Source organism: Wenzhouxiangella limi (genome assembly GCF_010499265.1).
In the GTDB taxonomy this organism is placed as follows: domain Bacteria; phylum Pseudomonadota; class Gammaproteobacteria; order Xanthomonadales; family Wenzhouxiangellaceae; genus Wenzhouxiangella; species Wenzhouxiangella limi.
Genome location: NZ_JAAGSC010000044.1, coordinates 137,267 through 163,361 on the forward strand (window position 1 = coordinate 137,267; position 26,095 = coordinate 163,361).

General features: G+C 63.9%; 24 protein-coding genes. 11 read left to right on the forward strand and 13 right to left on the reverse strand.

Annotation, left to right across the window (positions count from 1 at the left end; translation table 11 throughout):
• The first annotated feature begins 26 nt into the window (after positions 1–26).
• The 3 genes from G3I74_RS14205 (at position 27) to G3I74_RS14215 (ending at position 3,216) form a co-directional block, all read left to right on the forward strand.
• The gene (locus tag G3I74_RS14205; RefSeq protein ID WP_203594773.1) at positions 27–1,340 is read left to right on the forward strand and encodes an alpha/beta hydrolase; all 1,314 of its coding nucleotides are present in this window, start codon (positions 27–29) and stop codon (positions 1,338–1,340) included.
• A 150-nt stretch (positions 1,341–1,490) separates the two neighbouring features.
• Complete coding sequence (locus G3I74_RS14210) at positions 1,491–2,195, forward strand: SDR family NAD(P)-dependent oxidoreductase (protein ID WP_164212269.1); 705 nt, start codon at positions 1,491–1,493, stop codon at positions 2,193–2,195.
• An 85-nt stretch (positions 2,196–2,280) separates the two neighbouring features.
• A complete protein-coding gene (locus tag G3I74_RS14215; RefSeq protein ID WP_164212270.1) occupies positions 2,281–3,216 on the forward strand; it encodes a glycine betaine ABC transporter substrate-binding protein in 936 nt (311 codons plus the stop codon).
• On the opposite strand, the gene G3I74_RS14220 is transcribed toward G3I74_RS14215, so the two are convergent.
• A complete protein-coding gene (locus G3I74_RS14220) occupies positions 3,200–5,260 on the reverse strand; it encodes an alpha/beta hydrolase family protein (RefSeq protein WP_164212271.1) in 2,061 nt (686 codons plus the stop codon). The two genes, G3I74_RS14215 and G3I74_RS14220, sit on opposite strands and share 17 nt — an antisense overlap.
• Before the next feature lie 138 nt (positions 5,261–5,398).
• Here G3I74_RS14220 and G3I74_RS14225 point away from each other — a divergent pair, with 138 nt between their 5' ends.
• Positions 5,399–6,391, forward strand: a complete 993-nt coding sequence (locus G3I74_RS14225; RefSeq protein ID WP_164212272.1) for an aldo/keto reductase — start codon at positions 5,399–5,401, stop codon at positions 6,389–6,391.
• 125 nt (positions 6,392–6,516) lie between these two features.
• Here the strand turns inward: G3I74_RS14225 and G3I74_RS14230 are convergent, their stop codons facing one another.
• From G3I74_RS14230 to G3I74_RS16370, 12 genes are all read right to left on the reverse strand, one after another.
• The gene (locus G3I74_RS14230) at positions 6,517–8,556 is read right to left on the reverse strand and encodes a S9 family peptidase (protein ID WP_164212273.1); all 2,040 of its coding nucleotides are present in this window, start codon (positions 8,554–8,556) and stop codon (positions 6,517–6,519) included.
• A 113-nt stretch (positions 8,557–8,669) separates the two neighbouring features.
• Positions 8,670–9,431: an SDR family NAD(P)-dependent oxidoreductase gene (locus G3I74_RS14235; protein WP_164212274.1), complete on the reverse strand. Its 762-nt coding sequence runs from the start codon at positions 9,429–9,431 to the stop codon at positions 8,670–8,672.
• Positions 9,432–9,485: 54 nt separating this feature from the next.
• Complete coding sequence (locus tag G3I74_RS14240) at positions 9,486–10,454, reverse strand: proline iminopeptidase-family hydrolase (protein WP_164212275.1); 969 nt, start codon at positions 10,452–10,454, stop codon at positions 9,486–9,488.
• Positions 10,451–11,509, reverse strand: a complete 1,059-nt coding sequence (locus tag G3I74_RS14245; protein WP_164212276.1) for an SMP-30/gluconolactonase/LRE family protein — start codon at positions 11,507–11,509, stop codon at positions 10,451–10,453. Before G3I74_RS14245 ends, G3I74_RS14240 begins: the two co-directional genes overlap by 4 nt.
• An 85-nt stretch (positions 11,510–11,594) precedes the next feature.
• Positions 11,595–11,963, reverse strand: coding sequence for a nuclear transport factor 2 family protein (locus G3I74_RS14250; protein ID WP_164212277.1), 369 nt, complete (start codon positions 11,961–11,963; stop codon positions 11,595–11,597).
• A gap of 36 nt (positions 11,964–11,999) precedes the next feature.
• Positions 12,000–12,581: a VOC family protein gene (locus G3I74_RS14255; protein ID WP_164212278.1), complete on the reverse strand. Its 582-nt coding sequence runs from the start codon at positions 12,579–12,581 to the stop codon at positions 12,000–12,002.
• 11 nt (positions 12,582–12,592) lie between these two features.
• Positions 12,593–12,967 carry a SnoaL-like domain-containing protein gene (locus tag G3I74_RS14260; RefSeq protein ID WP_164212279.1) on the reverse strand — a complete coding sequence of 125 codons (375 nt, stop codon included), beginning with the start codon at positions 12,965–12,967 and terminating at the stop codon, positions 12,593–12,595.
• Between the two features lie 161 nt (positions 12,968–13,128).
• The gene (locus tag G3I74_RS14265; protein WP_164212280.1) at positions 13,129–13,728 is read right to left on the reverse strand and encodes a hypothetical protein; all 600 of its coding nucleotides are present in this window, start codon (positions 13,726–13,728) and stop codon (positions 13,129–13,131) included.
• Complete coding sequence (locus G3I74_RS14270; RefSeq protein ID WP_164212281.1) at positions 13,725–15,119, reverse strand: MFS transporter; 1,395 nt, start codon at positions 15,117–15,119, stop codon at positions 13,725–13,727. The genes G3I74_RS14265 and G3I74_RS14270 overlap by 4 nt, the downstream gene beginning before the upstream one ends.
• A gap of 255 nt (positions 15,120–15,374) precedes the next feature.
• On the reverse strand, positions 15,375–15,887 hold the full coding sequence (locus G3I74_RS14275) for an SDR family NAD(P)-dependent oxidoreductase (protein WP_164212282.1): 513 nt from the start codon (positions 15,885–15,887) through the stop codon (positions 15,375–15,377).
• A gap of 390 nt (positions 15,888–16,277) precedes the next feature.
• Positions 16,278–18,233: an AfsR/SARP family transcriptional regulator gene (locus G3I74_RS14280; RefSeq protein WP_164212283.1), complete on the reverse strand. Its 1,956-nt coding sequence runs from the start codon at positions 18,231–18,233 to the stop codon at positions 16,278–16,280.
• A gap of 248 nt (positions 18,234–18,481) precedes the next feature.
• Positions 18,482–19,396: a ribonuclease HII gene (locus tag G3I74_RS16370; protein ID WP_164212284.1), complete on the reverse strand. Its 915-nt coding sequence runs from the start codon at positions 19,394–19,396 to the stop codon at positions 18,482–18,484.
• A 147-nt stretch (positions 19,397–19,543) separates the two neighbouring features.
• Here G3I74_RS16370 and rplU point away from each other — a divergent pair, with 147 nt between their 5' ends.
• The 7 genes from rplU to G3I74_RS14320 all read left to right on the forward strand — a co-directional run bounded on the left by rplU (position 19,544) and on the right by G3I74_RS14320 (position 26,083).
• Entirely contained in the window at positions 19,544–19,855 is a 312-nt protein-coding gene (rplU, locus tag G3I74_RS14290) for a 50S ribosomal protein L21 (protein WP_164212285.1), read from the forward strand.
• Positions 19,856–19,860: 5 nt separating this feature from the next.
• Entirely contained in the window at positions 19,861–20,121 is a 261-nt protein-coding gene (rpmA, locus tag G3I74_RS14295) for a 50S ribosomal protein L27 (RefSeq protein ID WP_164212286.1), read from the forward strand.
• Positions 20,122–20,291: 170 nt separating this feature from the next.
• Positions 20,292–21,353, forward strand: coding sequence for an Obg family GTPase CgtA (gene cgtA / locus G3I74_RS14300; protein ID WP_164212287.1), 1,062 nt, complete (start codon positions 20,292–20,294; stop codon positions 21,351–21,353).
• Positions 21,340–23,262 (forward strand): DEAD/DEAH box helicase, encoded by a 1,923-nt coding sequence (locus G3I74_RS14305; protein ID WP_164212288.1) that lies wholly within the window; start codon positions 21,340–21,342, stop codon positions 23,260–23,262. Before cgtA ends, G3I74_RS14305 begins: the two co-directional genes overlap by 14 nt.
• Before the next feature lie 63 nt (positions 23,263–23,325).
• The gene (gene lipA / locus G3I74_RS14310; protein WP_164212289.1) at positions 23,326–24,333 is read left to right on the forward strand and encodes a lipoyl synthase; all 1,008 of its coding nucleotides are present in this window, start codon (positions 23,326–23,328) and stop codon (positions 24,331–24,333) included.
• A 15-nt stretch (positions 24,334–24,348) separates the two neighbouring features.
• Positions 24,349–24,732 (forward strand): hypothetical protein, encoded by a 384-nt coding sequence (locus G3I74_RS15760; RefSeq protein WP_203594774.1) that lies wholly within the window; start codon positions 24,349–24,351, stop codon positions 24,730–24,732.
• A gap of 106 nt (positions 24,733–24,838) precedes the next feature.
• On the forward strand, positions 24,839–26,083 hold the full coding sequence (locus tag G3I74_RS14320; protein WP_164212290.1) for an EAL domain-containing protein: 1,245 nt from the start codon (positions 24,839–24,841) through the stop codon (positions 26,081–26,083).
• Positions 26,084–26,095: the final 12 nt, after the last annotated feature.

Here is a 26,095-nt window from a genome sequence, read left to right on the forward strand (position 1 = left end):
CGACGACGATCCTACAAGGCCTGTGCATGAACCCTCGGAGCTACTGCCCACGCGCTTTCTGGCTGAGACGGCTGGCGGCGTGCGCGCTGCTGACCAGTTGCGCCCTGTTGCTCAGCGCCTGCGCCGGCAGCCGCGTCGAGCCGCTGATGCCCACCCCGGTGATTTTTTCAGAACTGGATGTCGGCCCGCTGGATCACATTCCCGAAGGGCGCCGCTGGAAGCCCAGGCGGGTCTATTACGCCACGACCCGCGCGCGCGAGCGCGATCTCCAGCGTATCGATTACGGCAATACCGAAAGCGACCGCGTCTCGGTCGGCATGGCCCTGATCGGTTTCGGTGGGCCAGAGATCTCCTGGACCGACCTCAACGACTACTCGCGTCGCGACAAGCGCCCCGAGAGCATCGATTTGTCGATTGCCGGGCTGGTCGAGGCCGGCCATTTCGAGCATGACGAAAACGGCGAGGTTGTCGACATCAGCGGCGCGGCCGCCTGGCTGATGGACGATCTGAATGCTTCCATCGAGTCGGCTCGAGATCGCGATCTGATGATCTATGTGCACGGCGCCCGGGTGAACTTCTACAACGCCAACGCCTTCGCCGCCCAGCTCGATCATTTCATGGGCCGCGACATGACGTCGATGGCCTTTTCCTGGCCGACGCATCAGAACATCCTCGCCTACGGCAGCGGCACCGACGTACGACGGGCCTATCGAGCCGCGCCGGCACTGGCGTCGATGCTGGAACTGCTGGCGCGCGATTCGACGGCCCGGCGGATCCACATCGTTTGCTGGAGCGCGGGTGGCCGAGTCGTCACCGAGGCCTTGCGCCAACTCCATCAGCGGCGAGGATCAGATCCGACCGATCTGCGCCTGGGCACCGTCTATTTCGCTGCCGCCGACGTGCCCGACCGCGAGTTTCTCCAGGCCCTGCCTGCCATGAACGACCTGGCCAAGCGCATCGTGGTGACGTCCTCCTCCAACGACGAGGCGCTCAAGATGGCCCGAATTTTCATGCGCGGCGGGGTCCGCATCGGCGAGCGCGAGCGTGAGCTGAGCGACGATCAGCTTGCGGTCGTATTGGCCGCCGACCGGCTGGAGGTGGTGGATGTTTCCCACGGCTGGGAAGACCGCGGCTTCGACATCACCGGGCATCGCTACTGGTTCAATCACCCGTGGGCCAGCAGCGACCTCGTGCTGGCCATCCGCAGCGATCTGGGTCCGGCAGAACGGGCGCTGGAAGCAACCGATTTGGGTATCTTGTGGGGTGTTCCGCCGGATTATCCCGCGCGTCTTCGGGCCCGTCTGAGTCGTGATGATCTGGTGATCCGCCGGCAAGATTGACCCAAGCTTTGGCCGCTGCCTGTGCTGGTTGACGCCCAGGCTGTCACCCGCCGTCAGCCTCAGCGAGTTTCGCCCGCGCCGGCGCCGGCGCGGCCCTGCGCCACGGCGTCGTGATAGGGTGCAGCGATATACAAGCCATGGGAAAAGCCAGTGCCAGAAAGCGATGACAAGGTTCTTCTGATAACCGGGGCGTCCAGCGGCATCGGTGCCGCCACCGCTCGCCTGGCGGTCGAGCAGGGCTACCGGGTGGCGCTAAGCGCCCGAACCGAGCAAAGACTGGAGGCGCTGGTCGCCGAACTTGGCCCCGGGCGCGCCCTCGCGCAGCGCTGTGACGTCACCGATTACGAAGACCAGAAGCGCATGGTTGCCGCAGCGCTGGAGTATTTCGGCCGCATCGACGCCGTGTTTGCCAACGCCGGTACCGGGGGTGAGCCGGGTGGTTTCTCCGCCGCGCCCGTGGCCAGCTGGAAAACCATGGTCGACGTCAACATTCTCGGCGTGGCCTATACCCTGCGCGCAAGCCTGGAAGAGGTGAAAAAACGTCGCGGTCACGTCGTGATGACCGGTTCGGTCGCCGGTCGTCGAACCCTGGCCGGGTCGATGTACTCGGCCACCAAGTGGGCCGTTTCGGCCATCGGCTACGGCTTGCGAGAGGAAATCAAGGGTTCGGGCGCGCGCGTGACGCTGATCGAACCCGGGATGGTGGATACGCCGTTTTTCGACGAGCCCAAGCCCGATGCACTCAAGCCCGAAGACATCGCCCGTGCCGTGGTCTACGCGCTGTCCCAGCCCGCCCACGTCGATGTGCACGAGTTGATGGTGTTGCCAACACCACCGCTGGAACAGGCCGACTGACCAGGATGGCGGACGCGAGCCGTTGTCGCCTCCCCGCTTTCGTGCTGACGCCAGGGACTGCGCGCTTTCGGCAAGGATGTGGATCATGATGCGGTGGTTGCCGGCCGCGGTGCTGGGGTTGTCGCTGGCCGCTTCGGCCGCGCAGCCGACGGTCCGGCTCGGCGTGCCGCCGTGGCAGGGGGCCGAGGCCAAAAGCGCCGTGGTGGCCGAAATCCTGCGCGCGACCGGCTACGAGGTGGAAACCGTCTCCGCCGCCGCGGTCCTGATCTTTCAGGGCCTGGCCCGCGGGGAGGTCGACGCCAATCTCTCGGCCTGGGTGCCGGGCCAGGAAGAGGCTTTCGGTCCGCGTGTGGAGGCCGGCGACATCGTGATCCTGGGCGAGAACCTGCGCGGTGCCCGCACCGGTCTGGCGGTGCCGGCCGCCGCCCGCCGCAGCGGCCTGGTCTCGATGGAAGATCTGGAAGCATTCGCCTCCGAGCTCGATTCCACGATTTTCTGCATTGAGCCGGGCAGCGGGGCCAATGCCGTCGCCGAGGCCGCGATCGCCGAGGATCTCTACGGTCTGGGCGACTGGCGGGTGCTGCCCAGCAGCACCGAGGCCATGCTCACCCATGTCGAGCGCGCGGTACGCCGCGATCGCCTCACGGTCTTTTGCGCCTGGGCGCCGCACTGGATGAACGAAGCCTTCGACCTGGCCTACCTCGACGACCCGGCCGGCCACTGGGGCGGACCGGGCGCGACCCGGGTGCTGACCCTGGCCCGGGCCGGACTGGAGCAGGATTTTCCCCAGCTGGCCGAATTCCTGAGCCGCTTCCAGGTCGATGCCGAAAGCCAGAGCCGCTGGATTTACGCCTACGCCCGCGAAGAGCAGCCGCTGGAGCGCGTGGCCAGGCGCTGGATCGCCGCCAACGAGAAGACCGTGCAGGACTGGCTTGCCGGCCTCCAGACCCCGGCCGGCGAGGACGCCGCCGAGGCGCTGGAGCAAGCCATGGCGCGCTGGCCCACTAGCGACCCGAACTGACCTCGTAGTAGCGCTCAAACCAGGCCAGGATGTTGTCGATCTTGGCGATCAGCCGCGAGGGCCTGGAGGCGATGCCGTGCGCGGTGCCGGGCAGGCGCACCATGACGGTATCGACCTTGTTGAGCTTGAGCGCCTGGTAGTACTGCTCGGTCTCCGACATCGGCGTGCGGAAATCGTCCTCGCCGGTCATCAGCAGGGTCGGGGTGGTGACGTTGCCGACCAGCGACAGCGGCGAGCGCTGCCAGTAGTGCTCGAACTCATCCCAGGGCAGTCCGGGGAACTGGTGTTCGATCTGGGTGGTGTAGATATCCCCGGTCAGAGTCTTGGAAATCCAGTTGATGACCGGCTTGATCACGGCCGCAGCGCGGAAGCGGTCGGTCAGGCCGATGGCGTAGGCCGCGGCGATGCCGCCGGCCGAGCCGCCGGCGACGAACAGCCGCTCGGGGTCGACGAATCCCTTCTCGACCATCGCGTCGATACCCGACATATGGTCGCCGAAGTCGTCTTCTGACGCGTACTTGTATTCGAGCTTCAGGCCGAACTCGCGGCCGTAGGACGAAGACCCGCGGTGGTTGGCGTAGAACACGACGTAGCCCTCGGCGGCAAAGCGCTGCAGTTCGGCCGAGAAATGCGGTCCGTAGGCCAGGTGCGGGCCGCCGTGGATCTCCAGGATCAGCGGGTAGCGCTTCTCCGGGTCGAATCCGGGCGGGGTCAGGTACCAGCCCTGGATCTCGGTGCCGTCTACAGCCGATTCGTAGACGATTTCGCCGACCTCGGCCAGTTCGCGCTGACCGAGCAGGTTGGCGTTCAGGTCGGTCAACTGCCTCTTCTCGCCACCGGCCGGCTGCACGTGGACATCGGCCGGGCGCTGCGCCGTGCCGGCGGTGAAGGCGACGCTGCCGTCATCGGCGAGCGAAAAGTCGCCGCTTAGGTAAGGTCGCCCGATGCTGGTTCCGCTGATGCGCTCGACCACCGTGGTGATGTTGCCGTCGAGGTTGGCGTGCGCGACCTTCCGCTCGCCGCGGTCGTCGAAGCGGAAATAAACGCGCTCGCCGTTGGCGCTCCACTCGGGATCGGCCGTGGTGCGGTCGAGGTTGCGGGTGAGAATCCGGGGGTTGGAGCCGTCGGCGGCCACCAGCCCGATCTGGGTGAGCGAGTACTGGCGGCTTTGGTGGTCGTCGCGCTCGAACGCGATCATCGAGCCGTCCGGCGCGACCGCGGGCGACTGCTCGATGCCGGGCAGGTCGGTGAGCTGCTGGATGCGACGGTCGGCGAGATCGACGCGAAACAGATCGCGCTCGTCGCGCTGGTACTGCCAGTCTTCGGAACGGTTGGCGGCGAATACGATCGCCGAGCCGTCCGGCATCCACGCCAGCGGACCCTGGTGGTTGTAGTCGCCCTCGGTCAAGCGGCGCGCCGCCCCACCCTCGGCGGGCACGACGAAAACGTGATCGAAGCCGGGGTCGAGGTACCCGCGGCCGTCGTAGCGATAAACGACGCTGTCGATGATCACCGGGTCGGCGGCCCAGTCCGCACCCTCGGGTTTTTTCGGCGGCGTGGCCAGCGACGGCTTTTCGGTCGGTACGCGCATGGTGAAGGCGATGTGCTCACCGTCCGGCGACCAGGCCAGCGCCGAGGGCGCCTCGACCAGGTTGGTCACGACCGCGGTATCGCCGGTGTCCATCCAGCGCACGAACAGCTGGGCCTTGCCGTTATCGTCCTCGGCCACGTAAGCGAGCCGGTCGCCGGCCGGCGAGAAGCGCGGCGAGGAGAAGTTCTGTCGCCCCGACAGCAGCGGTCGATGAGACTCGCCCGCGGCATCGACCAGCCACAGATTCGATCGCACCGTATCGCTCATGACGTCGTGGATGGCGCGCACGTAAACAATGCGCTGCGCGTCCGGCGAAATTTCCACCGCGCGGGCATACTGCAGGTCGAACAGGTCGGCCGAAGCCAGCCGTTCGGACTCGGCGTCCGAGGCCACCGCCGGGACGGCCGAAAGCAGAAACAGCAGCGCGAAAAAGGGGGTCATCAGGCGCGACATGGGGATGCTCCGTTTGCAAACGAGCGCCCAGTCTACCGGAACGCTCTTTACCGGTTTCCGCCTTGCGGGAGCAGCGCAAGCACTCGGGTGATAGGGTGAATCGTATTCCAGTTCATTGGTTTCAAAGGAGCCTTACCGATGCAGACAACCCGAATTCCCGGAACCGACCTTGAGGTCTCACGCATCGCCCTGGGCACCTGGGCGATCGGTGGCTGGATGTGGGGCGGAACCGAAGAGCGCCGCTCCATCGACACTATCCACGCCGCCATCGACCGCGGCGTGACCTTGATCGACACCGCCCCGGTCTACGGCTTCGGCACCTCGGAGAAAATCGTCGGCAAGGCGCTGGCCGAACACGATAAAGGCGATGCCATTCGTTTATCGACCAAGGTTGGCCTGGAGTGGGATGATGACGGTGCGATTCGGCGCAACGCCTCGGGCGAGCGCATCGCCCGCGAGATCGAGGACTCGCTCGAGCGCCTCGGGCGCGATCAGATAGATATCTACCACGTCCACTGGCCGGATCCGACCCGACCGGTAGAAGAGACCGCCCGCGCCATGCGCCGCCTGCTCGACCAGGGCCTGATCGGCAACGTGGGCGTTAGCAACTTCACTGGCGATCAGATGGAGCGGTTTCGCGCCGAGTGCCCGATTAATGTCTGCCAGCCGCCCTACAACATCTTCGAGCGCGGCATCGAATCCTCGATCAAGCCCTACTGCGAGCACAACGCAGTCGCGCTGATGACCTACGGGGTGCTGTGCCGCGGGCTGCTGACCGGCAAGATGACCGTCGACGCCTCGTTCGAGGGCGACGACCTGCGCAACAACGACCCCAAGTTCGCCCAACCCCGCTACGGGCAGTATCTGCGTGCGGTCGAGCAGCTTCAGGACTACGCCGACAAACAGTTTGGCCGCTCGCTGCTCGACTTCAGCATTCGCTGGGTGCTGGAAATGGGTACGCCGATCGCGATCTGGGGCGGGCGGCGACCCGAGCAGATGGAGCCGCTGGATCGCCTGTTCGACTGGACGCTGGACGGTGCCGCCCTGGCCGCGGTCGACTCCATCCTGGCCGAGGCGGTCAAGGATCCGGTCGGGCCGGAGTTCATGGCGCCGCCCACGGGGCTGGTCTGACGGGACGAATCCACGGTCGTGCGAGGCGCAGTTCCCGGATCGAGATCGAGCACCGCGCCGCCAGTCCGGCCTGAGCCGGATCGCGGGTCTCGGTCATATGGCGCGGAGCACTCCGGCTTCCGGATTCACTCGTCTGCGCCGGGGTCGTGCTTGTCGAACCAGCCGATGATGTTGTCGGTCTTGGCGATCAGGTGGCTGGGTCGCGCGGCGATCGAGTGCGAAGCGCCCGGGACGCGCACCAGCGCGGTCGGTACCTGGCGCAGCTTCAGAGCGCCGTAGAGCTGCTCGGCCTCCCAGGTCGGCGTGCGCCAGTCCTCCTCGCCGACCATGACCATTGTCGGCGTCGTGATGTTGCCGACCAGCGACAGTGGCGAAAGCCGGAAGAAAAGCTCCGGATCTTCCCAGGGCGTGGCGCGGAACCAGTGACGCGTCACGAATACCCCGATGTCGGCCGCCGTCGCCATCGTTGCCCAGTTGATCACCGGCTTGATGCTGGCCGCGGCCGCGAAGCGGTCGGTCTTGCCGACCGCCCAGGCGGTCAGGACGCCCCCGCCGGAGCCGCCGGTGATGAACAAGCGATCGGGGTCGACGTAGTCGCGTTCGATCAGTTCATCGACAACGCTCATCAGGTCGTCGTGATCGTTGCCGGGGTAGGCCCGATCGATCTGCTGGGCGAAGTCGTTGCCGTAGCCCGTCGAGCCGCGCGGATTGGCGTAGACGGTCACGTATCCTTCCGCGGCAAAGCGCTGTATCTCGGCGGCAAAGCTGGGTCCGTACATCGCAAACGGCCCGCCGTGGATCTCCATGATCATCGGCAAGCTGCCGTCGGCCCGGAAGCCGGGTGGCTTGGCGACCCAGGCCTCGATGGTGCGGCCGTCGAAGCGCGATTCGACCTGGATTTCCTCGATCTCGGCCAGGTCGATGTGGCCCAGCGCATCGTCGTTCAGGTTGGTCAGCACGCGCGGGTCGGCGCGCCCGTCGATGACGGCGACTTCGGCGGGGCGGTCCCAGCGCTGGCGGGTGAAGGCGATCACTCCCGCGCGGCTGCCACCGACGCTGAACGAGCCCGAAGCGTAGGGCCGGCCAAGGCTGGTGCCGCCGACCTGTTCGGTCCGTACCCGGATCGTGCCGTCGAGGCTGATCTCGACCAGTGCGGTCTGGCCTTCGACCTCGGCCAGGGCGAAGACGGTCCGCCCGCTGGGCGCAAACACGGGATTGCTGACCGGGTGATCGTAGTCGCCGGTCAGCTTGCGTGGTTCGGAACCGTCGGCGTTCATGACGTACAGGTCGTTCTGCTGATAGGCAAGCAGCTGGTCGTCGAAGCCGGTGTAGGCGATGCGTGCCCCGTCCGGAGAAACCGCGGGGCTGGCATCCGGCCCGTCGCGGCTGGTCAGTGCGGTGCGCGAATCGTCGCTGAGGTCGACGGCGTAGATTTCGCTCTCGATCGGATCGAGTTCGGCCTCGGGCACGTCGTTGCCGACCACGAGCACGGTATCGTCATCGAGCCAGGCGGGGTCGGAGAAATCGTTGTCGCCATCGGTGATCTGGCGCGGCTCTCCGCCCTGCGCGCCGACCACGAACACGTGCGTGGCGCCGTCGCGCAACCACCCCTGGCCGTCGAAGCGGATGGTCAGGTCGTCAAACACCCGCACGGGTTCGGCCCAGTCGGCGCCTTCGGGCGCTGTCGGCGGCGTGGCAAACGACGGTTTCTCACCGGGCACGAACATTGAGAACGCCAGCTGCGAACCGCTGGGCGACCACGCAAACTGACCCGGGCTCTCGATGAACTGGGCGACGGCAAAGTCGGAGCCATCGTCGAGGTAGCGTATCCGGATCTCGGACCCCTGCTCATGGCTGGCCCGGTAGGCGATCCGCCCGCCGGACGGCGACCAGCGCGGCGACGAAACGTGGCCGTCGGTGATCAGCGGCCGATGGCGGCCGCTTTCCACGTCCAGCAGCCACAACGATCCGCGCGGGCGGTCGGCGAGCTTGTCGTAGGCGGTCCGAACGTAGACGATTCGGGTGCCGTCGGGAGAGACCTGTGGATCCGCGGCCCATTCGAGCGCGAACACGTCCATGGGCTCGAAGCGCCGGTAGTCGTCGGCGGCGGCTGACAAGGCCAAAAGCGTGGCCGCAGCGATGATCGTGGTCAGGATGAATTTCATGCCAGGTGTCCTCAGCGAATGGCGGCAAAGCCGTAGCCGCGTCAGTTTAGCGGAATGGCCACCCGGGCGAAGACCGGTCCGGGTGTCATCAGAGCACTCAACCAGGCTGGTAGTCAACGGATCGCCTTGGACTGCCCGCCGTCGACGAGCAGGGCCGCGCCGTTGACCCAGCCGGCGCGCGGCGAGACCAGCCATACGGCCGCGTCGGCGATTTCCTGCGGGGTGCCGAGGCGCCCGGTGGGTACGCTCTGGCGGACCATCTTGTAGATGTCGGGCTGATGCTCTCGCATCATTTCCCAGCCGCCGCCGGGGAATTCGGTCGAGCCGGGCATCAGGACATTGGTTCGTATCCCGTGCGAGCCTTCGACGACGGCCAGCTTCTTGGCGAAGGCATTCAGGGCGGCCTTGGCGGAGGTGTAGGCAAAATCCGACATTGGCGCGGCCTCGATCGCCGAGCCCGAGGACACCAGCAGGATCGTGCCTTGTTGCCTGTCACGCATCAGCGGCAGTACCGCCTCCACCAACCGCACGGCACCCATCACATCGACGTTGAGGCTGGCGTCCCAGCTTGATCGTTCTCCGGTCACGGCCAGCGCCGAGGCGTTGCTGATCAGGATATCGATCGTTCCGAAGCGCTCGCAGGCTTTGGCCACCAGTGCTTCCACGCCGGCGTCATCACCGACATCGGTCGGCACCGCCAGCACCTCGGCACCCATTGCTTCCAGCGCGCGTTTGGCCTCCTCCAGCGCCTCGGCACCGCGCGCCGCGATCACCAGTCTTGCCCCTTCTGCGGCCAGTCCTTCGGCGATGGCCCGTCCGATGCCGCGGCTTGCGCCGGTCACCAGTGCGACCTTGCCGGTCAGTTCAAGATCCATGTTGGTCCCTCCGCATACTTTGAACAGGGAACAATCACGAGCGCAAGCGCTTGGTCAGAACTTCCCATCATCGACATTCCTCAAGAACTGCACCAGGCCAGGAAAAAAGTGCTGCCGATCGTCGTACTGCGACAGGTGGCTGCCGTTCGGGCAGTGCAGGTAGCGACCGTGTTGGACCTGGCCGGCCATCCACTCCATGTGCTTCGGGTCCATGGTGTCGTGAGCCGCACCGATGGTGAGCGTCGGGACCTGGATCTTTGGCAGGTCGGCCGAACGGTTCCAGCGGCCCAGAGTGGCGTTGGGCGTCATGCCGAACTCGCTATGGCCTTGCATGTGCACATACAGATCCTTGTTGAGATGCTTGAAGGTGCGCAGGATCGAATCCGGCCATTCATCGAGCGGCATGCGCAGCACGTGCTCGGTGTAGTGGTGCTGCATCAACAGTTCCTCGTAGCGCGGATTCTCGTAGTCTTCATTGGCTTCGAGTTGCCGGATCTCGGCAAACACGGCCGGGTCCATCTGCGGGCCCAGCACCTCGCGCGCATAGCGGTTGTAGCCCTGCACGTCGGAGACCATGTTCGAGATGATCAGGCCCTTGAGGTGCTGCTGGTGGGCGAGCGCGTACTCGAGGGCCAGCATGCCGCCCCAAGACTGGCCGTAGAGAAAGAAGTTGTCCGGGTTCAGTCCCAGCGCTTGCCGGACCTGTTCGACCTCGTCGACGAAATGCTCGATGGTCCAGAGATCCGGGTCCCTGGGCTGATCGCTGTAATACGAGTCGAGCTGGTCGTAGTAGATGTACTCGATGCCTTCGGTCGGCAGATAGCCGTCGAAACATTCGTAGAGCTCATGCGTCGCCCCAGGGCCGCCGTGGAGCAGCAACAGGCGGATCTTCGGGTTGTTGCCGACGCGCTTGATCCAGACGGAGAACTCGCCCTTGGGTGTGGAGATCGGGATGCGGCGCACGCCGCCGGTGAGTTGGTCGGGTGCGTTCGAATAATCCAGATATTCTGTCAGAGTGGTCATTCAGAGGCCTCCAGCTTCACCAGCGCGTTGCCCAGCCCGGTCAGGTAGATCGGACCACCCTCATGGGTGAGGATCAAGCCGGTGAACAGCCCGGGCAGGGGCGCCCACATGTCCGGACCCATGACCGCCAGGCGTGACTCGCCGGTCTGGCCGCGGCGCTGCCACTCGATCATGGCGTGTTGGTGTTCGGCGGTTTCCGGATAGAACGCCGTGGACCAGGATCCGGAGTCGGGATCGACGACCAGCAGCGCGTTGGCGATCGGCGCGGCGACCCAGAGGCGCCCGGCTTCATCGAGTTCGATGTTGTCCGGGGTCGGCAGTTCGGCCACGACGCGGCCTTCGGACAAGCGTCCGTCGGCCACCGAAAGCTCGTAGCCAACGATCCGGTCGGCCATGGTCTCGGCAACATAGATCTGACCGCGGGCCTCGTCGATCGCCACGCCGTTGCCGAAGGTCAGGCCGGACAGCTTGAGTTCGGCCACCGATTCGCTTGTGCCGTCGGCCGGTGGCGGCAGGCGAAACAGCGCGCCATCGAGAAACCCCTCATCGACCGCCGCGAACATCCGCGCTTCGGAATCGGGACCGGCGCGGTTACGCGTCGACTGACTGAACCAGATCGCGCCGCTGCTGTCGCGTCGGGCCGAGTTGGCGCCGAATTCGTGCTGGTGAATTCGAACCACCTGCTCGGTTTCGGTGTTGATGCGGTAAATGGCTCCGGTCAGGATATCGGCGACCAGTACGTGGATGCCATCCGGTTCCATGGCCACCCCGTTGGGGCCTGCGCTGCGCTCGGGCGGCTCGTGCACGTAGCCGGCCGCGGCGAAATCGCCGAACGGCCGCTTCGCGCCTTCCGGATCCAGCGCCACCAGGCCATGGACCTGGTCGGCAACCAGCAGCGTGCCGTCGGCCAGCATGACGCCGTCTTCGGGACGCACCAGGGAGCGATCGGCCGGGAACAGTGCGGATTTTTCGTAGGATTGTGTAGGCTCGGCAGTATCAGCCTGCACGGTAAACGCCACAGCAAGGGCGAATAGAGCAAGACAGGTTCGTCGCATGGTGTTGATCCTTGTAGGGTTGATTTGGGTAGGATTTGGCCTTCGTCATCAAGCCCGCATATAGCGAATCGATACGCTCCTGGAATTACTCCGGATGAAGGTAGAACACCTTGCTCATGATCTGCCATGGGCCTTCAATCTTGACCAGCGTGAAAAAGTCGGTGAAGCGGTGGCCGTTCCAGTTGTCGAGTTCGACGCGCACCGAAGCCGCGCTGCCTTCGATGTCGATGCGGATGTCGCCGGCGACCAGGTTGGCGGCCTGACCAGTCTCGGCGAGCCAGTCGTACATCATCTCGATCGGGCCTGCGAACAGGTCCGGGCCCACGTAGCCGCAGATGGTGGCTAGTTCATGGAAGATCGGGCGCAGGGTATCGATCTTGCCGGTTCGGCCGCCTTCGACGTAGGTCTGCATAACCGCTTCGATCTGGCGGAAATCTGCACTGGAATCGTTCATGCGTGCTGCTCCTGTGTTATCGAAAACGTGGGTTGTTCAAAGCAGTGCACTGATCGCACCCCGGATCGGCGAGACCGGCTCGTGAATCTTGCGCATCCGGAAGTCGTTGAGTGAGGCACCGCTGGCAACCGCAGCCAGCCATTCTTCCGGATCGAATTCCACCCCGACCGGGTTGACATCGAACGCCGGTCCGGAGATGTAGGCATTGCACTCTTCGGCGGTTTCGAAAGCGTCGACCTGGAACTCCATCTGGTTTCCGTCGGGGTCGGCGTAGTACATGGAAACCGTCACCCCGTGATGGATACACCAGTAGGGCTCGATGCCATGCTTTTTGCAGTGCTGGTAGTTCTTGAACAGGTCTTCCAGCGAGGCGAGCGTCCAGGCCAGGTGGTCGACCCCAACCCAGGCCCGGCTTTCCGGCTCGCAGCCGGCGGGGTTGACCACTGAGAGATCAAGCAAGGCAAAGCGATGATGCTCGTCGTCGAAGGTCAGAAAAGCCATGGCCGGGTTCTGACTCTGAACGGTAGCGCCGAACACGGTGCGATACCAATCCATCATTTCGGCGAAGCGACGCGTGCGGTAGACGACGTGGGCCAGGGCTACGGGTTTTACAGGCATGATGTTTTTCCTCAAGGGTGAAAGTAGCGTTCTTCGATGATCTTGCCATCGCGCACGGCAAACACGGCGATCTGGCTATGCGGCGTCCGTTGCCCGGCGTGAAAGATCAACATGTCGGCAAACAGCGCGAAGTGATCACCGGTAACGAAGGGCCCGTCCACGCTCAGGTCTTCGATGGCGTGGGTGGAAAACCAGTGAAGGTTTCTCGCGCGTACTGCTTCGATGCCTCGATAAACGCAATCAGAGTCATCGGCTTGCGGGTACGGTTCGATGCTAACCACGTCCTCGGCCCAGTATTTCTCCCCGGCCGCGCGGTAGTCGCCGGCAAGCAACAGTTCGGTAAAGTTGGCGGCAACCTCCGCCGTAGTCGGCAGATGTTCGGTCATGGCTTCTGTTGTAAACCCAGAGCAGAGTTTGCTTCGATGTCTTTACTGGCGGCGGTCACCATGTTGTTCATCATGGAACTCCAGAGATCGCAAAGCGACGAAAGGGGTCCAAACACGCTGCAAGGAACGCAGCCCTTGCAGCGTGATGGACGATAGTCGAACTACTTGAGCATGATTTCGCGAATCATGTATTCGCCCTGGATTTCACGAATCTCGTTGTATAGTTCGAGCACCGTTTCGTTGCTGTTGTCCATGTTTTCTTCGCCCCAGGCTTTCATGAACTCGTTGTAGCGTTCCCGATCCGGTCCCATCGAATCCGAGTTGGGATATTTGATGACCAGCATCAGATCGAATGAGCCCCGCGCAACGGCCTGATTGGCATAAATGGCATAGTCTTCAATGTGCCCTAACTCTTTAGCAACCTCATTAGCTGCCACCCAGGTTGCTTTCAAACCTTCCAGATAGATATTGAATGTGCCGGGCTTCAGTTTCACCGTAGTCAGTGACCAATAGGCGTCGGAAGGCTCATAGTCTTCCCAAACCTTGAGTTGGGCAGATGCCGATGAGGCGAAGGTCAGTGTGATGAGGCCCAACAAGGCCAGCGAGCTGAAACGCAATGATTTTGACTGAAACATAAATTTTCCTCGAATTGTTGTTTGGATAGAACTGCTTGAATAGCGATCGCGGCATGCGGTCGCATCTTCTGGTGTGCCACGGAGGCCACCAAAAGTTCTTTCGGCCATGACAGCGATGCTGCTCATGGCAATGCAATGCGCTTCATCTGAGGCGCTTTGCCGTAAGTCAGTGAGCGCCATAGCCACTCCATCGGTCCGTATCGGAACGACTTCAGCCACAGCAGCGAGAAAACGATTTGGCTGGCATAGATCACGCCAGAGAAGACGACCAGGGATTGAATCGACCAGAGACCCGCCTGATTCAGTCCGATGCCGTAGAAGACCGTCAGCCCGATCACGGTCTGGCTCAGATAGTTGGTCAGCGCCATGCGACCGGGCGCGGTAAGGACTCTCAGGACGGGCGCTGCCTTCTGCCAAAGCAGCACAAATCCCGCGGCATAGGCAATACCGAGCGGGATCACGGCAAAGGTGTAGGCCATGACAGCAAGCAGCAGGGTGGACAATACGTACTGGATGCCGAACAGGATGCTGAAGATACGAGCGTCCTGCCAGTCATTGAGGGTCAGGCCGCCAGCCAGCGCGGTCAGGCCCAGACCGATGAACAGACCAAACATCGTATTGCGCAGTCCAAAAAACTTCACCAGGAAAGGTGTTGCGGCCGCTCCGATGACTGCCGCGAGCAGGCTCATGGCGCTGGCGAAACTGCTGTACTGCTCGCTGGTCCAGCCCAACTGTTGTACGGCAAGCGTCGGCGCCACGGCGTCGGTGAAGGTGAACGTGGCCTGAGACAGGCCAATACCGAGCAGAAAAATGATGGTTGTCGGCACCATCAGGGCTTTGAACAAACCTTTGAGAATCGGCCACCACGCGTCCTGCTGGCGCGCCTGGCATTCGGCTGAGGGCTGGCCCTTGTTCCAGGGCATCAAACGCTCGCCGGGGCGCTCACGAAACAAGCTGACGAATCCGGAAGCCACGGCAACAAAACCCGCCAGCAGCAGCGCCATGAGGGTGATCTGGCCGGATGCCAGCAGCTGACCGGCGATGAACGCGGACGCGGAAAGCCCGAGTGTTTGGGCGGCGAACATGCAGCCGTTGATCGTCGTGCGCTCTTCGTGCGGGACGATATCCATCGTCATGCCGTCGACCGCCACGTCATTGAAAACAGCGCACAGGTTGAGGGCAAAGAAGAACGCGGTGAGCGCGAAGATGTCAGCCGAGCCGGGGGCGCTCGCAGCCAGCGCCAGCAAGACCACCAGCATCATGTCCTGGCCCCCCAGAATCCAGGATCGTCGCCGACCCATGGGCTTGAAGGTGAAGCGGTCCATCAACAGGCCGTTGAAAAGCTTCAGCGACCACGGCAGCAGCGCGGTGCCCACAAACGCGCCCACGGCGACCGGAGAGGCTCCGTCAGCAGCCAGCCAGGCCGGGATCGCGATGATCGACAGACCCACGGGAATGCCCTGCATGAAGTACAGCAGGACGATTGCAGCGAAGCGCGCGAGCCTGCTTTCCGACATGGCGGGCAGAAGGTGGGAGCGTGGAAGTCGATCAGTGTGTAAGACAACGCTCATAAATGGGCCCGAAGTGAGGTATATATCTCGTTGAGAAAGCTTGGCCCTGATGCTTCGTGGGGGCAACGACGAAAGCGTCAATAGTTCGTCAAAGTTGTCCGCTGGCCAGACACACGGCAGCACTCAGCGCCGCTATTGCCGAGAATCGGCTCGTATTGGCCCAGAGATTGAATGCCGACTGAGCCGGCGGTGGCCCTGATGTCAGCCATTCTGTTGCGCGAGCGTGGAGAATTCGGTCATGCCGAAGGCCTCCAGCACGTCCCTGTCGAACGGCTCGACGGCCGCGTTGCGCTCGCGTACGCCGACGTCCACGCCGACCACGGTGCGGAAGGGGCGTCTGCCGGCCGGGGTATCGATCAAGGCGATGATCTCCGTGACGACCATGGCCGGATCAGTGGGGGTGTCGGGGTCGTTGAACATGCCGTCGAAGGCATCGCCGACCGACTTGTAGGCGGTGCGTGCGACCTCTGGATAGTCAGCCACGCGCTGGTCTGCGTCTGCCGGCTGGGGGCTGACTTCAAACAAGGCGGTGGCGAATGGGCCCGGTTCGACCACGACCACGTCGACGCCGCAGCAGGCCAGTTCGCCGCGAAGCGCCATGGAGTAGCCTTCCACCGCCCACTTGCTGGCATGGTAGACGCCGAAGAATGGCGCGCTCAGGCGCCCGGCGATCGAGCTCAAGTTGATGACCAGGCCGCTGCCGCACTTGCGCATTTCCTGGCGAAAAGGCCAATTGATTAGGCGATTACGGAAATGTCCTGTAGGCGTAACGCGTGTCGTTGCCGTTGCCGCATTCGCCGAAGCGGGCCATCAGCCGAGCCGGTACGCTGCCTGCGTTGGTCAAGCCGGATTCCCATGCTTCATGGGCTCTGCCGAAAACCTCGGCATTGGCGCTGCGACCCAGCCAGTAGATCGTTTCGAGGTTGGAGATGTCTCCCGATTCGGTTCGAGCGCGTCACGCGACGAAAGGTCGGTAAATCACGTTTCAAACCATGGATGCAATCGGAGCAGAATGCGGGCTGCGGCACAACTGCGTCAGCGTCAAACTATCGTCATTTCTACGTGGTTCGTTGCCGGTAAGAGCTAGCGTTACGACTTCGGCGTTCAGGCATCCGGGTTGGGCAGCAGATCCGGCCAGCCGTACTTGTCCCAGGCCGCCACAAGACCGATGCGCTTGGCAAAAGGTAGGAAGTCCGGATGCAGCCGGGTGTGCCGAATGGGCTCGATATCCGCCCAAAGCGACATCAGGCAGTACATATTGGCTGGCGTGATCTGGATACCGAGGGTGTTGAAGACCATCTTGCTGTAGCCCATCCAGATCGCCGGTGCGACGATGCTGGTGTCGCAGGGATCGGGTAGGGTGGCGTGCAGGTAGTCGAGCATGGCGCAGTAAACCGCGCGATGGATTTTTCTTCCGCTGCAAACACCCTTGGCGGCAAGCTTCCAGTAAGTATTCAGCGCCGGCCCGCTCAAGGGGCGGGTGCCGGCGGGCGGGAAGATCACGGTGTTCATCAAAAGCCGGGTCTGCCAGTACTGCTCCACGGCCAGCTCGCGATCGCCGGCGGCTGCTGTGGCGACGGCCATCCACATCGACGGCAGGCCGAGATCGACCATGCGCTGGCCGGCGGCAATGGCAGCCTCGAGGTTACCCAGATTAAGTTGAGCCACGCTTAGCATGGCGAAGTTTCGCCCGTTGACCGGGTCCTGTTCGATCGCTCCCTCGATATAGGGCAGGGCCTCGCGCGTCCGGCCGATATAGAGCAGAAAAGACCCGAGCCGTAGAGTCACGTCCGGGTTGTCGGGCTCCAGGCGATGGGCCTCATGCGCCAGGTCCAGCGCGCCGACCGGATCATTCTCGGTCCAGCGATGGATGCCCAGCAGGGCACGGGCATGACCCTGGCCGGGGTCAAGTTCGATCGCTTTGTCGGCGCATTCGGCCATGCGGATAGACTGGGCGACTCGGTCGAGACAAGGTGTGTAGACAGCGGTGTAAGCATGGGCCTCGGACAGTGCGGTCCAGCCGGCGGCGAACTCGGGTTCGAGTTCCAGCGCCTTTTCCAGCAGTTCAATGGCCCGGGCCAGGACACCGTCGCCGATCGCGCGCATGGTCAGGGCCCGGCCCTGCAGATACAGTTCCATCGCTGTCTGGCGGCGCGCAGTATGACGAAGTTCGGGCGGGCGAACTTCGAGTTTGAGCTCGCGGCCGATCTCGCCTGTGACCGACTTTGCGACCTCGTCCTGCAGGGCGAGAAGGTCGCCGGTTGAGCCACGGTAAGTCCGAGCCCAGAGTTCGAAGCCGGAATGTCCGTCGACCAGGCTGACGTGGACGCGCAGCTGCTTGTCCTGACGCTGGATCGAGCCATCAACCAGATAGGCGACGTTCAGAGCCTGAGCGATTTTCGTCAGCCGACGACCCAGTGATCTGCCATGCATGGAAGAGGTGCGTCCGGCCACCAGCAGGCGCGGCGCCTGCCCTAAAGAACTTATGAGCTCATCGAACAGTCCCTGAGCGATCAGCGTTTGTTCGCTATCGATTTCCGGCGACTGGAAAGGCAGCACGGCAATGCGGATGCGACGGTCAGTACCCGTCACGGCAGTGGAGGACGTACGCAAGCGCCAGGCGTCGCGCAAACGTCCTTCCGAGAGCCGATCGTTCCGGCGCTGGTAACCGGCCAGGGATTGTTCGACAGCAGTGAGCAAGCGCTGCTCGACCTGTTCGCGCTGACCGGCCAGCCACTGCTTGAAGGCTTCGCCCAGATCAAGCTGGTCCAGCAGCGCCTTGCCGCTCACGGCGAGCAGCTGCTGGCTGGCGCTGGCGTCGGTGCCGTTGCCGAGAGAGCGTTCCAGCTCGGACAGGTCTGACGTCACGGCCGCGGCGTTGACGCTTACCCGGTCACGCGTGATTTCAAGGAAGTCCGCGCGAATCGCGGACAGTTGTCTTTTCAGCCCGAGCAGGGTCTGGCGCAGGCTCGCCCGGGCGTGGGCCCTGAACTTGCCTGGCCACAACAGCTGGCTGAGCCGCTCCCGATCCATGGCTGAGCCGGGGCTGAGGCAAAGCATGCCAAGCAACGCCTGGGGTCGCTTTCCGCTGATGACAATTTCAGTCCCATCCGGTGCGAAGAGACGAAAGTTGCCGAACAGTGAGGCCCGCAGCCTCAATCGAACGGGTTTTGCATGCTGTTCTCCCTGATCAAAGCAGCCTCGGAAGTCGATCGCGCAAGAACACGGCACGACGTCAGGCTGTGATCGATCTCACAGTATAGAACGCACCCCTGCCTGAACCAAGTCCTGGAAGAACGGGGCGGTGATCAGCCGGTTGAAAGCAGCCTGATGACCATTTGAGCCTGCGGTGCTTCGACGCGCATGCCGTCGTATCGGCTGAATGGTCCAGTACCCGTTTCGGGCTTTCCGCCGTCGTGGTAGCCGATCGCCCGGAATGTCCAGCAGCCTCGCAGGTTCTTGACCAAGCCAATATGACGTCCGCGACGGTCGAACACGGCGTACAGATCATTGCGCAGGAAAAACAGGTCCAGCCCGTCGGCTGAGGCGGCGTCTTGGACGGGCTCGAAACGGAAGCGCTGCCAGGCCGTTGCCATGGGCGAAAAAATCGTGTTCACCGGCGCGAAACTCCGGCGGTGGTGCTCGGTGGGTCCCTTGCGCAGCAGGCCAAGGTAGTGGGCGTCAGTGCCGTAGCCGACATTGGTATGCCAGCCGTAATCCGGAAAGCGGCCGGCGAGCTCGCGCATCATCCGGTCGCGCGTGACCTTGGCTACTACCGAAGCAGCAGCGATCGACAGCGAACGGCGATCGCCCTTGACGATGGCCTCGACATTGCAGCCCAGCGCCGGCTTTGATCGACCATCCACCAGCGCGTGATCCGGCGATGCCGGCAAGGCCTCGAAAGCGCGCTTCATTGCCAGCAGGTCGGCGTGGTGGATGTTGAGCGTGTCGATCTCTTCGACCGACGCCATGCCGACGCCAACCTGGGCAATATCCTGAATGCGCCGGAAGAAATCTTCGCGTTTTTCGGCCGAGAGGAGTTTCGAGTCGGTCAAGCCGCGGAGCGCAGTCGGTTTCGGACCCGGTGGCAGGACCACCGCCGCGGCCACGACCGGACCGGCCAGCGGCGCGCAGCCGGCCTCGTCAATGCCGCATACGCGTCCGTCGCTGCGGCGCTCGAGGTTCAGCGTGGGCCATCGCGGGAGGGACGATCGAGAGGTCATGGCGTCATTATGGCGCGTCCAGCAAGGGCAAGCCGGCAATAAATTTGGTCTCATGGGCGAATGCACGGCCTAAATAATTGACCTGGTGCCCGTCATCCGGTAATATTTCCGCTCTTTGCTGAAGCACTTTCATCTGGAGCACGCATCATGTACGCGGTATTTACCACCGGCGGCAAGCAGTACCGGGCAGCGGAAGGCGACGTCCTTCGCGTCGAAAAGCTGGACGCCGACAAGGGCGCGACCGTCGAAATCAACCAGGTTCTGATGGTTGGTGAAGGCGAGGATGTGCGTATTGGCACGCCCAACCTGGAAGGCGGCAAGGTCACGGCCGAGGTGGTCGATCATGGCCGCGGCGACAAAATCCGGATCATCAAGTTCCGGCGCCGCAAGCACCACATGAAGCAGATGGGCCACCGCCAGTATTACACTGAACTCAAGATCACCGGAATTGAGGGCTAAAGACGATGGCACATAAAAAGGCAGGCGGCTCGACACGCAACGGCCGCGACTCCAATCCGAAATACCTGGGCGTCAAGCGCTACGGCGGTGAGCACGTGCTGGCCGGGAATATCCTGGTTCGCCAGCGCGGCACCCGGTTCCATGCCGGCGACAACGTCAAGGTCGGCCGCGATCACACCCTGTTTGCGCTGGCCGAAGGCAAGGTAACGTTCGAGCAGCGCGGCAAGCCGTTGCGCAAGTTCGTCTCGGTCCAGCCGACCGAATAAGCGGTTGCGCTCAATGCGTTGACGAAAAAAGCCGGCCGGTGGGCCGGCTTTTTGTTTGGGCTTGCTTTACCGCGGATGAACGCAGATGAACGCGGATTTCGCTTTTCATCTGCGTTAATCTGCGTTCATCCGCGGTCAAATCTCTCTTCGCCTAAGCCGGAATCCCACTCATGAAGTTCGTCGACGAAGCCACCATCGAAGTCCGCGCCGGCAAGGGCGGGCCCGGCAGCGTGAGCTTCCGGCGCGAGAAGTTCATCCCCAAGGGTGGCCCGGACGGCGGCGACGGGGGTGACGGCGGCAGTGTCTGGCTGCAAGCAGATTCCGGCTTGAACACCCTGGCCGACTTTCGCCACGCCCGCTTGTTCAAGGCCCGCAACGGCGAGCCCGGGGCGGGGCGACAGCGGACCGGCAAGTCGGCCGAAGACATCACCATCCGCGTCCCTCTCGGGACCATCGTTGTCGCCAGCGAGACCGATGAGCGCATCGGCGAGTTGACCAAGCCGGGCCAGCGCATGCTGGTCGCGCGCGGTGGCGAGGGCGGGAGAGGCAACGTCAACTTCAAGTCGTCGGTCAATCGGACCCCGCGCCAGTTCACGCCCGGTACGCCTGGAGAGGAGCGCGCGCTGCATCTGGAATTGAAGGTGCTGGCAGACGTCGGTTTGCTCGGCTTTCCCAACGCCGGCAAGTCCACGCTGATCAGCGCGGTCTCGGCGGCCCGGCCCAAGGTGGCTGATTATCCCTTCACCACGCTGTATCCCAATCTGGGCGTGGTCAGTCTGGAAGCGGGCCGCAGCTTCGTGATCGCCGATATTCCCGGTCTGATCGAAGGCGCGGCCGAAGGCGCCGGGCTGGGGGTGCAGTTTCTCAAGCATCTGCAGCGAACCCGTCTGCTGCTGCATCTGGTCGATATCGCGCCGATCGATGGCGCCGACCCGGTTGATCAGGTGCGGGCACTGGAGCGCGAGTTGGTCCGTTTCGACGAAGACCTGGCCCGGCGCGAGCGCTGGCTGGTGCTGACCAAGACCGACCAGGTCGGCGAAGACGAGCTGGACGCGCTGATCGATCGGATTGTTGGTGGCCTGAACTGTCAGGGGCCCTGGTTTGCGATCTCTTCGGTGGCCCGGCGCGGTCTGGAGCCGCTGGTCGGGCGCATCATGGAGCACCTGGAGCGGGTCGGAAAGTCCGATGCGCCCATCGATGAAGAACCGAGGTTTTCTGATGACCGACAATGAGCCGACGCGTTTCGACGCCCTTGGCCTGCCCCAGAGCCTGATCGTAACCCTGGACGAGCTCGGCTACGAAGCGCCGTCACCCATCCAGGCCGAGACCATTCCGGCGCTGCTGGCCGGGCGCGATCTGGTCGGCCAGGCCCAGACCGGCACCGGCAAGACCGCGGCGTTCGCCCTTCCCATCCTGGCCCGGCGCCAGGCCGATGCGCCAAAACCCTCCGCGCTGGTGCTGGCGCCGACGCGCGAGTTGGCCATCCAGGTGGCCGAGGCCTTTCACCGGTATGCCGGCCGGGTGGAGGGGTTTCACGTCCTGCCGATCTACGGCGGTCAGTCCTACGGCCCGCAACTGGCCGGACTGAGACGCGGCGCCGACGTGGTGGTGGGAACGCCGGGCCGGGTCATCGACCATCTAAACAAGGGCACCCTCGACCTGAGCGCGCTGTCCACGCTGGTTCTCGACGAAGCCGACGAAATGCTGCGCATGGGGTTCATCGACGATGTCGAGCAGGTCCTGGCCAAGCTGCCCGGCAGCTGTCAGATCGCGCTGTTTTCGGCCACCATGCCGACCCAGATCCGGCGCATCGCCGAGCGCTATCTGAAATCACCCCAGCAGGTCACGATCCGTTCCAGGACCACGACTGCTGCCGGCATTCGCCAGCGCTACTGGCTGGTCAGCGGAATGCACAAGCTCGACGCCTTGACGCGCATCCTGGAGGTCGAGGAGTTCGACGGCATGATCGTGTTCGCCCGCACCCGGATCGCGACCGAAGAACTGGCCAGCCGGCTGGATGCGCGTGGTTTCGCCGCCGCAGCCCTGAACGGCGACGTGCCGCAACCGGTTCGCGAGAAGCTGGTCGAGAAGCTGCGCAAGGGCGAGATCGACATTCTGGTGGCCACCGACGTGGCCGCCCGTGGTCTGGACGTCGAACGTATCTCCCACGTGGTCAACTACGACATCCCCTATGACACCGAGGCCTACGTGCATCGTATCGGCCGCACCGGCCGGGCCGGGCGTACCGGCGAGGCCATCCTGTTTGTCGCACCCAGGGAGCGCGGCATGCTGCGGGCCATCGAGCGGGCCACGCGGCAGCCGATCGAAGTCATGGGGCTGCCCTCGGTGGCTGATGTCAACGAACAGCGAGTGGCCAGGTTCAAGGCCGCGGTGCGCGGCGCGCTGGAGACCGAGGAACTCGACATCTACCGCAAGGTCGCCGTGGCCTGCCAGGCCGAAACCGGTGCCGAGATGGTCGACATTGCCGCGGCGCTGGCACGTCTGCTGCGCGGAGGGGATGACCTGCTGCTCAGCGAGCGCGTCGAGTCGCCCGCCCGACCGGAGCGGTCATTGCAGCGGCCCCGTCGGGAAAAGCGAGCCGGCGATCGCGGCGAGCGTTCACGCGACGACAGCGACAAGACGACCTACCGCATCGAGGTCGGACGCGTACACGGGGTCAAACCGGGCAATATTGTCGGCGCGATTGCGAACGAGGGTGGTCTCGACGCGGATGCGATCGGCCGGGTCGTCATCCGCGACCAGTTCAGCCTGGTCGACCTGCCGCAGGCGCTGGATCCCGCGGTGCTGCAGCATTTGGGTGGCGTTCGGGTCGCAAGCCAGGCGCTGAAGATTCGTCCTGATCGCGGCCCCGGCCACCAGCCGGAACGCTCCGACAGAAATGCCGGCTTCGACCGGCCCCGGCGTCCCGATCGCCGCGACAGCTCGGGCGAGGGCAAATCTCGTCCCGCGCCGTCTTCCGAGCGCAAGTCCCAGGGCAAGACCAACCGGGCGGCGGCTGCAAAGACCACAGCTGGCCAGGACGTCCGAGGCAGCGAAGACAAGTCCCGGCGCGGACGACCCGTCGTCACGCGGGCTCAGCGCAAGGCCGGCCACGGTTCGCGCAGCAGGTTCAGGAAATAACCGCAGCATCGGCCCACGCCCGGGTTCATGGCATCCTCGACAGTGGCATGGGATAATGCCGCCATGGATGAACAAGCCCGTATTCCAATTGCCGTGAAAAGTGGCCACAAGGTCACCAAGCCTCAGGGGTATACCGCCATCCTCGACGGCATCAAGGCGCGCCCGAACGCGCAGCCGACGCCGATCGGCCGCAAACCCGCCTGGCTGCGCGCCCGTTTGCCGGTGGCCGGCAGCAAGTACGAGGCCGTCAAGCGCAATGTGAACGAGCATCGCCTGGCCACGGTCTGCCAGGAATCGAAGTGTCCGAACATCGGCGAGTGCTGGTCCAATGGTGTGGCCACCATCATGCTGATGGGCGATGTGTGCACCCGCGCCTGTCGCTTCTGTTCGGTCGATACCGGTAATCCGCGAGGCTGGCTGGATGCTGACGAGCCGGCCAACTCGGCCGAATCGGTCCGCCTGATGGACCTGAAATACGTGGTCCTCACCTCGGTGGACCGCGACGACCTCGCCGACGGCGGAGCCGGGCATTACGCGGCCTGCGTGCGCGAGATCAAGCGGGTCAACCCCGGCACGGCGGTCGAAGCCCTGACCCCGGATTTCCAGGGCCGGCCGGCGTGCGTGGAGACCGTGGTGGATTCCGGTCTGGATGTTTTTGCCCAGAACGTCGAGACCGTGCGGCGCCTGACCCATCCGGTGCGCGATCCGCGCGCCGGATACCGTCAGACCCTGGACGTACTGGCCCATGCCAAGCGGCACCGGCCCGGCGTTTTGACAAAGACCAGCCTGATGGTCGGCCTGGGAGAGAGTATGGAAGAACTGGTCGAAACCATGGACGATTTGCGCACCATCGGCGTGGATATCGTGACGTTTGGCCAGTACCTGCGGCCCACCATCAACCACCTGCCCGTGGCCCGCTACGTCACACCCGAAGAGTTCGCCGAACTGCGGCGAATCGGTCTGGCCAAGGGTTTTCTCGAAGTCGTGTCCGGGCCGCTGGTGCGCTCCAGTTACCGCGCCGACCGGGTGTTCGAAAAGAACAACTGCGGCCTGGACGAGAGCCTGGCCTGAACGGAACTTCCGGCCATGGCGACACGCCTGACTCAAAGCGAGCGGGAAAAATACCTGGCCAGCATCGGCGCGGTGCTGGATCAGCAGGCTCGTCGACAACAGACCCTGACCTATCTGGAATTGGCCGACGCGGTGGCCATGCCGGGTCCGCAGCGTATCCATCGCGTTACCCGCCTGCTGGAGATTCTGATGCAGCGCGATGCCACGGCAGGCCGACCGATCCGTTCGGCGTTGGCCGTCAGTCGCGTGGGCCAAGGGCTGCCGGCCGCCGGGTTCTTTGATCGCGCCGCTCGCCTGGGCTTGTTCGACGGCAAGGATCCGGCTGGTTTCCATCGCCGCCAGTTGGAAGCCCTGTTCGCCGGTGCCGGGTCGGCTCGGGTTTCACCGGTTGAGTTGTGAGCTCACAAAGATGGTACGCTCGGGAGCGGAAGGCTGGTCGGCTGCGCGCACGGGGAGCGGCGAGGCCGGACCGGCGACGACGCCGCTCTTTATTCTTGGTGCGTGAATGAAGCTTGAGGAGTTCATTTCTGAGCTGGTCTCGGCCTATGAGTCGTTTACCAGCAGCGACCGGGACGCGCCCTCGGGCTGCTTCTGTCTGATGCTCGATCACTGGGATCGATTGCGGGGGCAGCATGGTTACCGCGGCCTGCTCGAAGTCCTGCGCCAGTTCTTCGATCTGGTCGACAAGCACCTGGATGTCGAGGTCTGCGTGACCCGACTCAATGAGCGCTGCATCGTGGGATTGTTGCCCCACAGCTCGGTCCGGACGACCGAAAAGCAGATGGCGAAGCTGTTCAAGCTGCTGGCAGAGTCCACTTTTGACGTCCGTAAAGAATCGCTGGCGGTCTCGGTAACGCTGGGCTACGTCGAGTTCGATCACCGTTTTACCGACGCCGACCGCCTGCTGCTCAGCCTGGTGCGCGGGACGGAAAAGACCTCGGCGGCCGGTGGCAACGAGATTCGTCAGATCAAGCCGGATGTTTCGGCCGACCAGGCGTCCGGCAGCGATCGCCAGATGCTCGGTTTGCTGATGGAGTCCTTGCGCAAGGACGCTATCAAGGTCCTGTTCCAGCCGATCATGGCAACGGCCAGCGAACCCGCCCAGAGCTTTCAGGCCCTGCCCCGACTTGTGGCCGCCGACGGGTCCCTGATTGCGGCTGCGGCGTTCATTTCGCCTGCGCGCGAGGCGGGCGTGCTCGCTACCCTGGACCGCTGGATGATCAGCCACTGCGCCAACCTGCTGGCCAACGAGTACCAGTTCTTGCCGATCAGGCTGTTTCTCAGTCAGGGCGATAGTTTGATCCAGCAGCCGGAACGACGGGACTGGCTGGAGAAGCTGACCGAAAAGAACCGATCCCTGTCGGGCAAGCTTGCGCTGGATTTCGCCTTGCCCGATGTGTTGGGCAACATCAAGGGCGCACGCGAATTGTTTGTTCTGCTGGACCGGCTGGGGATCGAAATCTGTGTCTCCCAGGTTGACGAGCACAGCCGCTGGGACCTGCTGGTCGACGAGCTTCCGGCCGATTTCATCAAGATGTCCCCGGGGTTCGTGCGGCGACTGGCCGAGGAGGAAACGCTGGAGCACGCTTTTCGCAAAGCCAGCACTCCGGCCCGCGAGCGCGGTGCCAAAATCATCATGCCCATGGTCGAGGATGCGGGCATGGCCGCCAATCTGTGGCGTGTGGGCGCCGATTACATGCAGGGGTTCATGATCCAGGAAGCCCAGGACAAGATCGACCTCGGCGACTGAACGGTCGACCGC

What these genes read in the sequence shown, in the direction of transcription:
- G3I74_RS14205 (WP_203594773.1), top strand. Translation starts at nt 27, where the DNA reads ATGAACCCTCGGAGCTACTGCCCACGCGCTTTCTGGCTGAGACGGCTG.
- G3I74_RS14215 (WP_164212270.1), top strand. Translation starts at nt 2,281, where the DNA reads ATGATGCGGTGGTTGCCGGCCGCGGTGCTGGGGTTGTCGCTGGCCGCT.
- G3I74_RS14220 (WP_164212271.1), bottom strand. Translation starts at nt 5,260, where the DNA reads ATGTCGCGCCTGATGACCCCCTTTTTCGCGCTGCTGTTTCTGCTTTCG.
- G3I74_RS14225 (WP_164212272.1), top strand. Translation starts at nt 5,399, where the DNA reads ATGCAGACAACCCGAATTCCCGGAACCGACCTTGAGGTCTCACGCATC.
- G3I74_RS14230 (WP_164212273.1), bottom strand. Translation starts at nt 8,556, where the DNA reads ATGAAATTCATCCTGACCACGATCATCGCTGCGGCCACGCTTTTGGCC.
- G3I74_RS14235 (WP_164212274.1), bottom strand. Translation starts at nt 9,431, where the DNA reads ATGGATCTTGAACTGACCGGCAAGGTCGCACTGGTGACCGGCGCAAGC.
- G3I74_RS14240 (WP_164212275.1), bottom strand. Translation starts at nt 10,454, where the DNA reads ATGACCACTCTGACAGAATATCTGGATTATTCGAACGCACCCGACCAA.
- G3I74_RS14245 (WP_164212276.1), bottom strand. Translation starts at nt 11,509, where the DNA reads ATGCGACGAACCTGTCTTGCTCTATTCGCCCTTGCTGTGGCGTTTACC.
- G3I74_RS14250 (WP_164212277.1), bottom strand. Translation starts at nt 11,963, where the DNA reads ATGAACGATTCCAGTGCAGATTTCCGCCAGATCGAAGCGGTTATGCAG.
- G3I74_RS14255 (WP_164212278.1), bottom strand. Translation starts at nt 12,581, where the DNA reads ATGCCTGTAAAACCCGTAGCCCTGGCCCACGTCGTCTACCGCACGCGT.
- G3I74_RS14260 (WP_164212279.1), bottom strand. Translation starts at nt 12,967, where the DNA reads ATGACCGAACATCTGCCGACTACGGCGGAGGTTGCCGCCAACTTTACC.
- G3I74_RS14265 (WP_164212280.1), bottom strand. Translation starts at nt 13,728, where the DNA reads ATGAGCAGCATCGCTGTCATGGCCGAAAGAACTTTTGGTGGCCTCCGT.
- G3I74_RS14270 (WP_164212281.1), bottom strand. Translation starts at nt 15,119, where the DNA reads ATGTCGGAAAGCAGGCTCGCGCGCTTCGCTGCAATCGTCCTGCTGTAC.
- G3I74_RS14275 (WP_164212282.1), bottom strand. Translation starts at nt 15,887, where the DNA reads ATGCGCAAGTGCGGCAGCGGCCTGGTCATCAACTTGAGCTCGATCGCC.
- G3I74_RS14280 (WP_164212283.1), bottom strand. Translation starts at nt 18,233, where the DNA reads ATGCTTTGCCTCAGCCCCGGCTCAGCCATGGATCGGGAGCGGCTCAGC.
- G3I74_RS16370 (WP_164212284.1), bottom strand. Translation starts at nt 19,396, where the DNA reads ATGACCTCTCGATCGTCCCTCCCGCGATGGCCCACGCTGAACCTCGAG.
- rplU (WP_164212285.1), top strand. Translation starts at nt 19,544, where the DNA reads ATGTACGCGGTATTTACCACCGGCGGCAAGCAGTACCGGGCAGCGGAA.
- rpmA (WP_164212286.1), top strand. Translation starts at nt 19,861, where the DNA reads ATGGCACATAAAAAGGCAGGCGGCTCGACACGCAACGGCCGCGACTCC.
- cgtA (WP_164212287.1), top strand. Translation starts at nt 20,292, where the DNA reads ATGAAGTTCGTCGACGAAGCCACCATCGAAGTCCGCGCCGGCAAGGGC.
- G3I74_RS14305 (WP_164212288.1), top strand. Translation starts at nt 21,340, where the DNA reads ATGACCGACAATGAGCCGACGCGTTTCGACGCCCTTGGCCTGCCCCAG.
- lipA (WP_164212289.1), top strand. Translation starts at nt 23,326, where the DNA reads ATGGATGAACAAGCCCGTATTCCAATTGCCGTGAAAAGTGGCCACAAG.
- G3I74_RS15760 (WP_203594774.1), top strand. Translation starts at nt 24,349, where the DNA reads ATGGCGACACGCCTGACTCAAAGCGAGCGGGAAAAATACCTGGCCAGC.
- G3I74_RS14320 (WP_164212290.1), top strand. Translation starts at nt 24,839, where the DNA reads ATGAAGCTTGAGGAGTTCATTTCTGAGCTGGTCTCGGCCTATGAGTCG.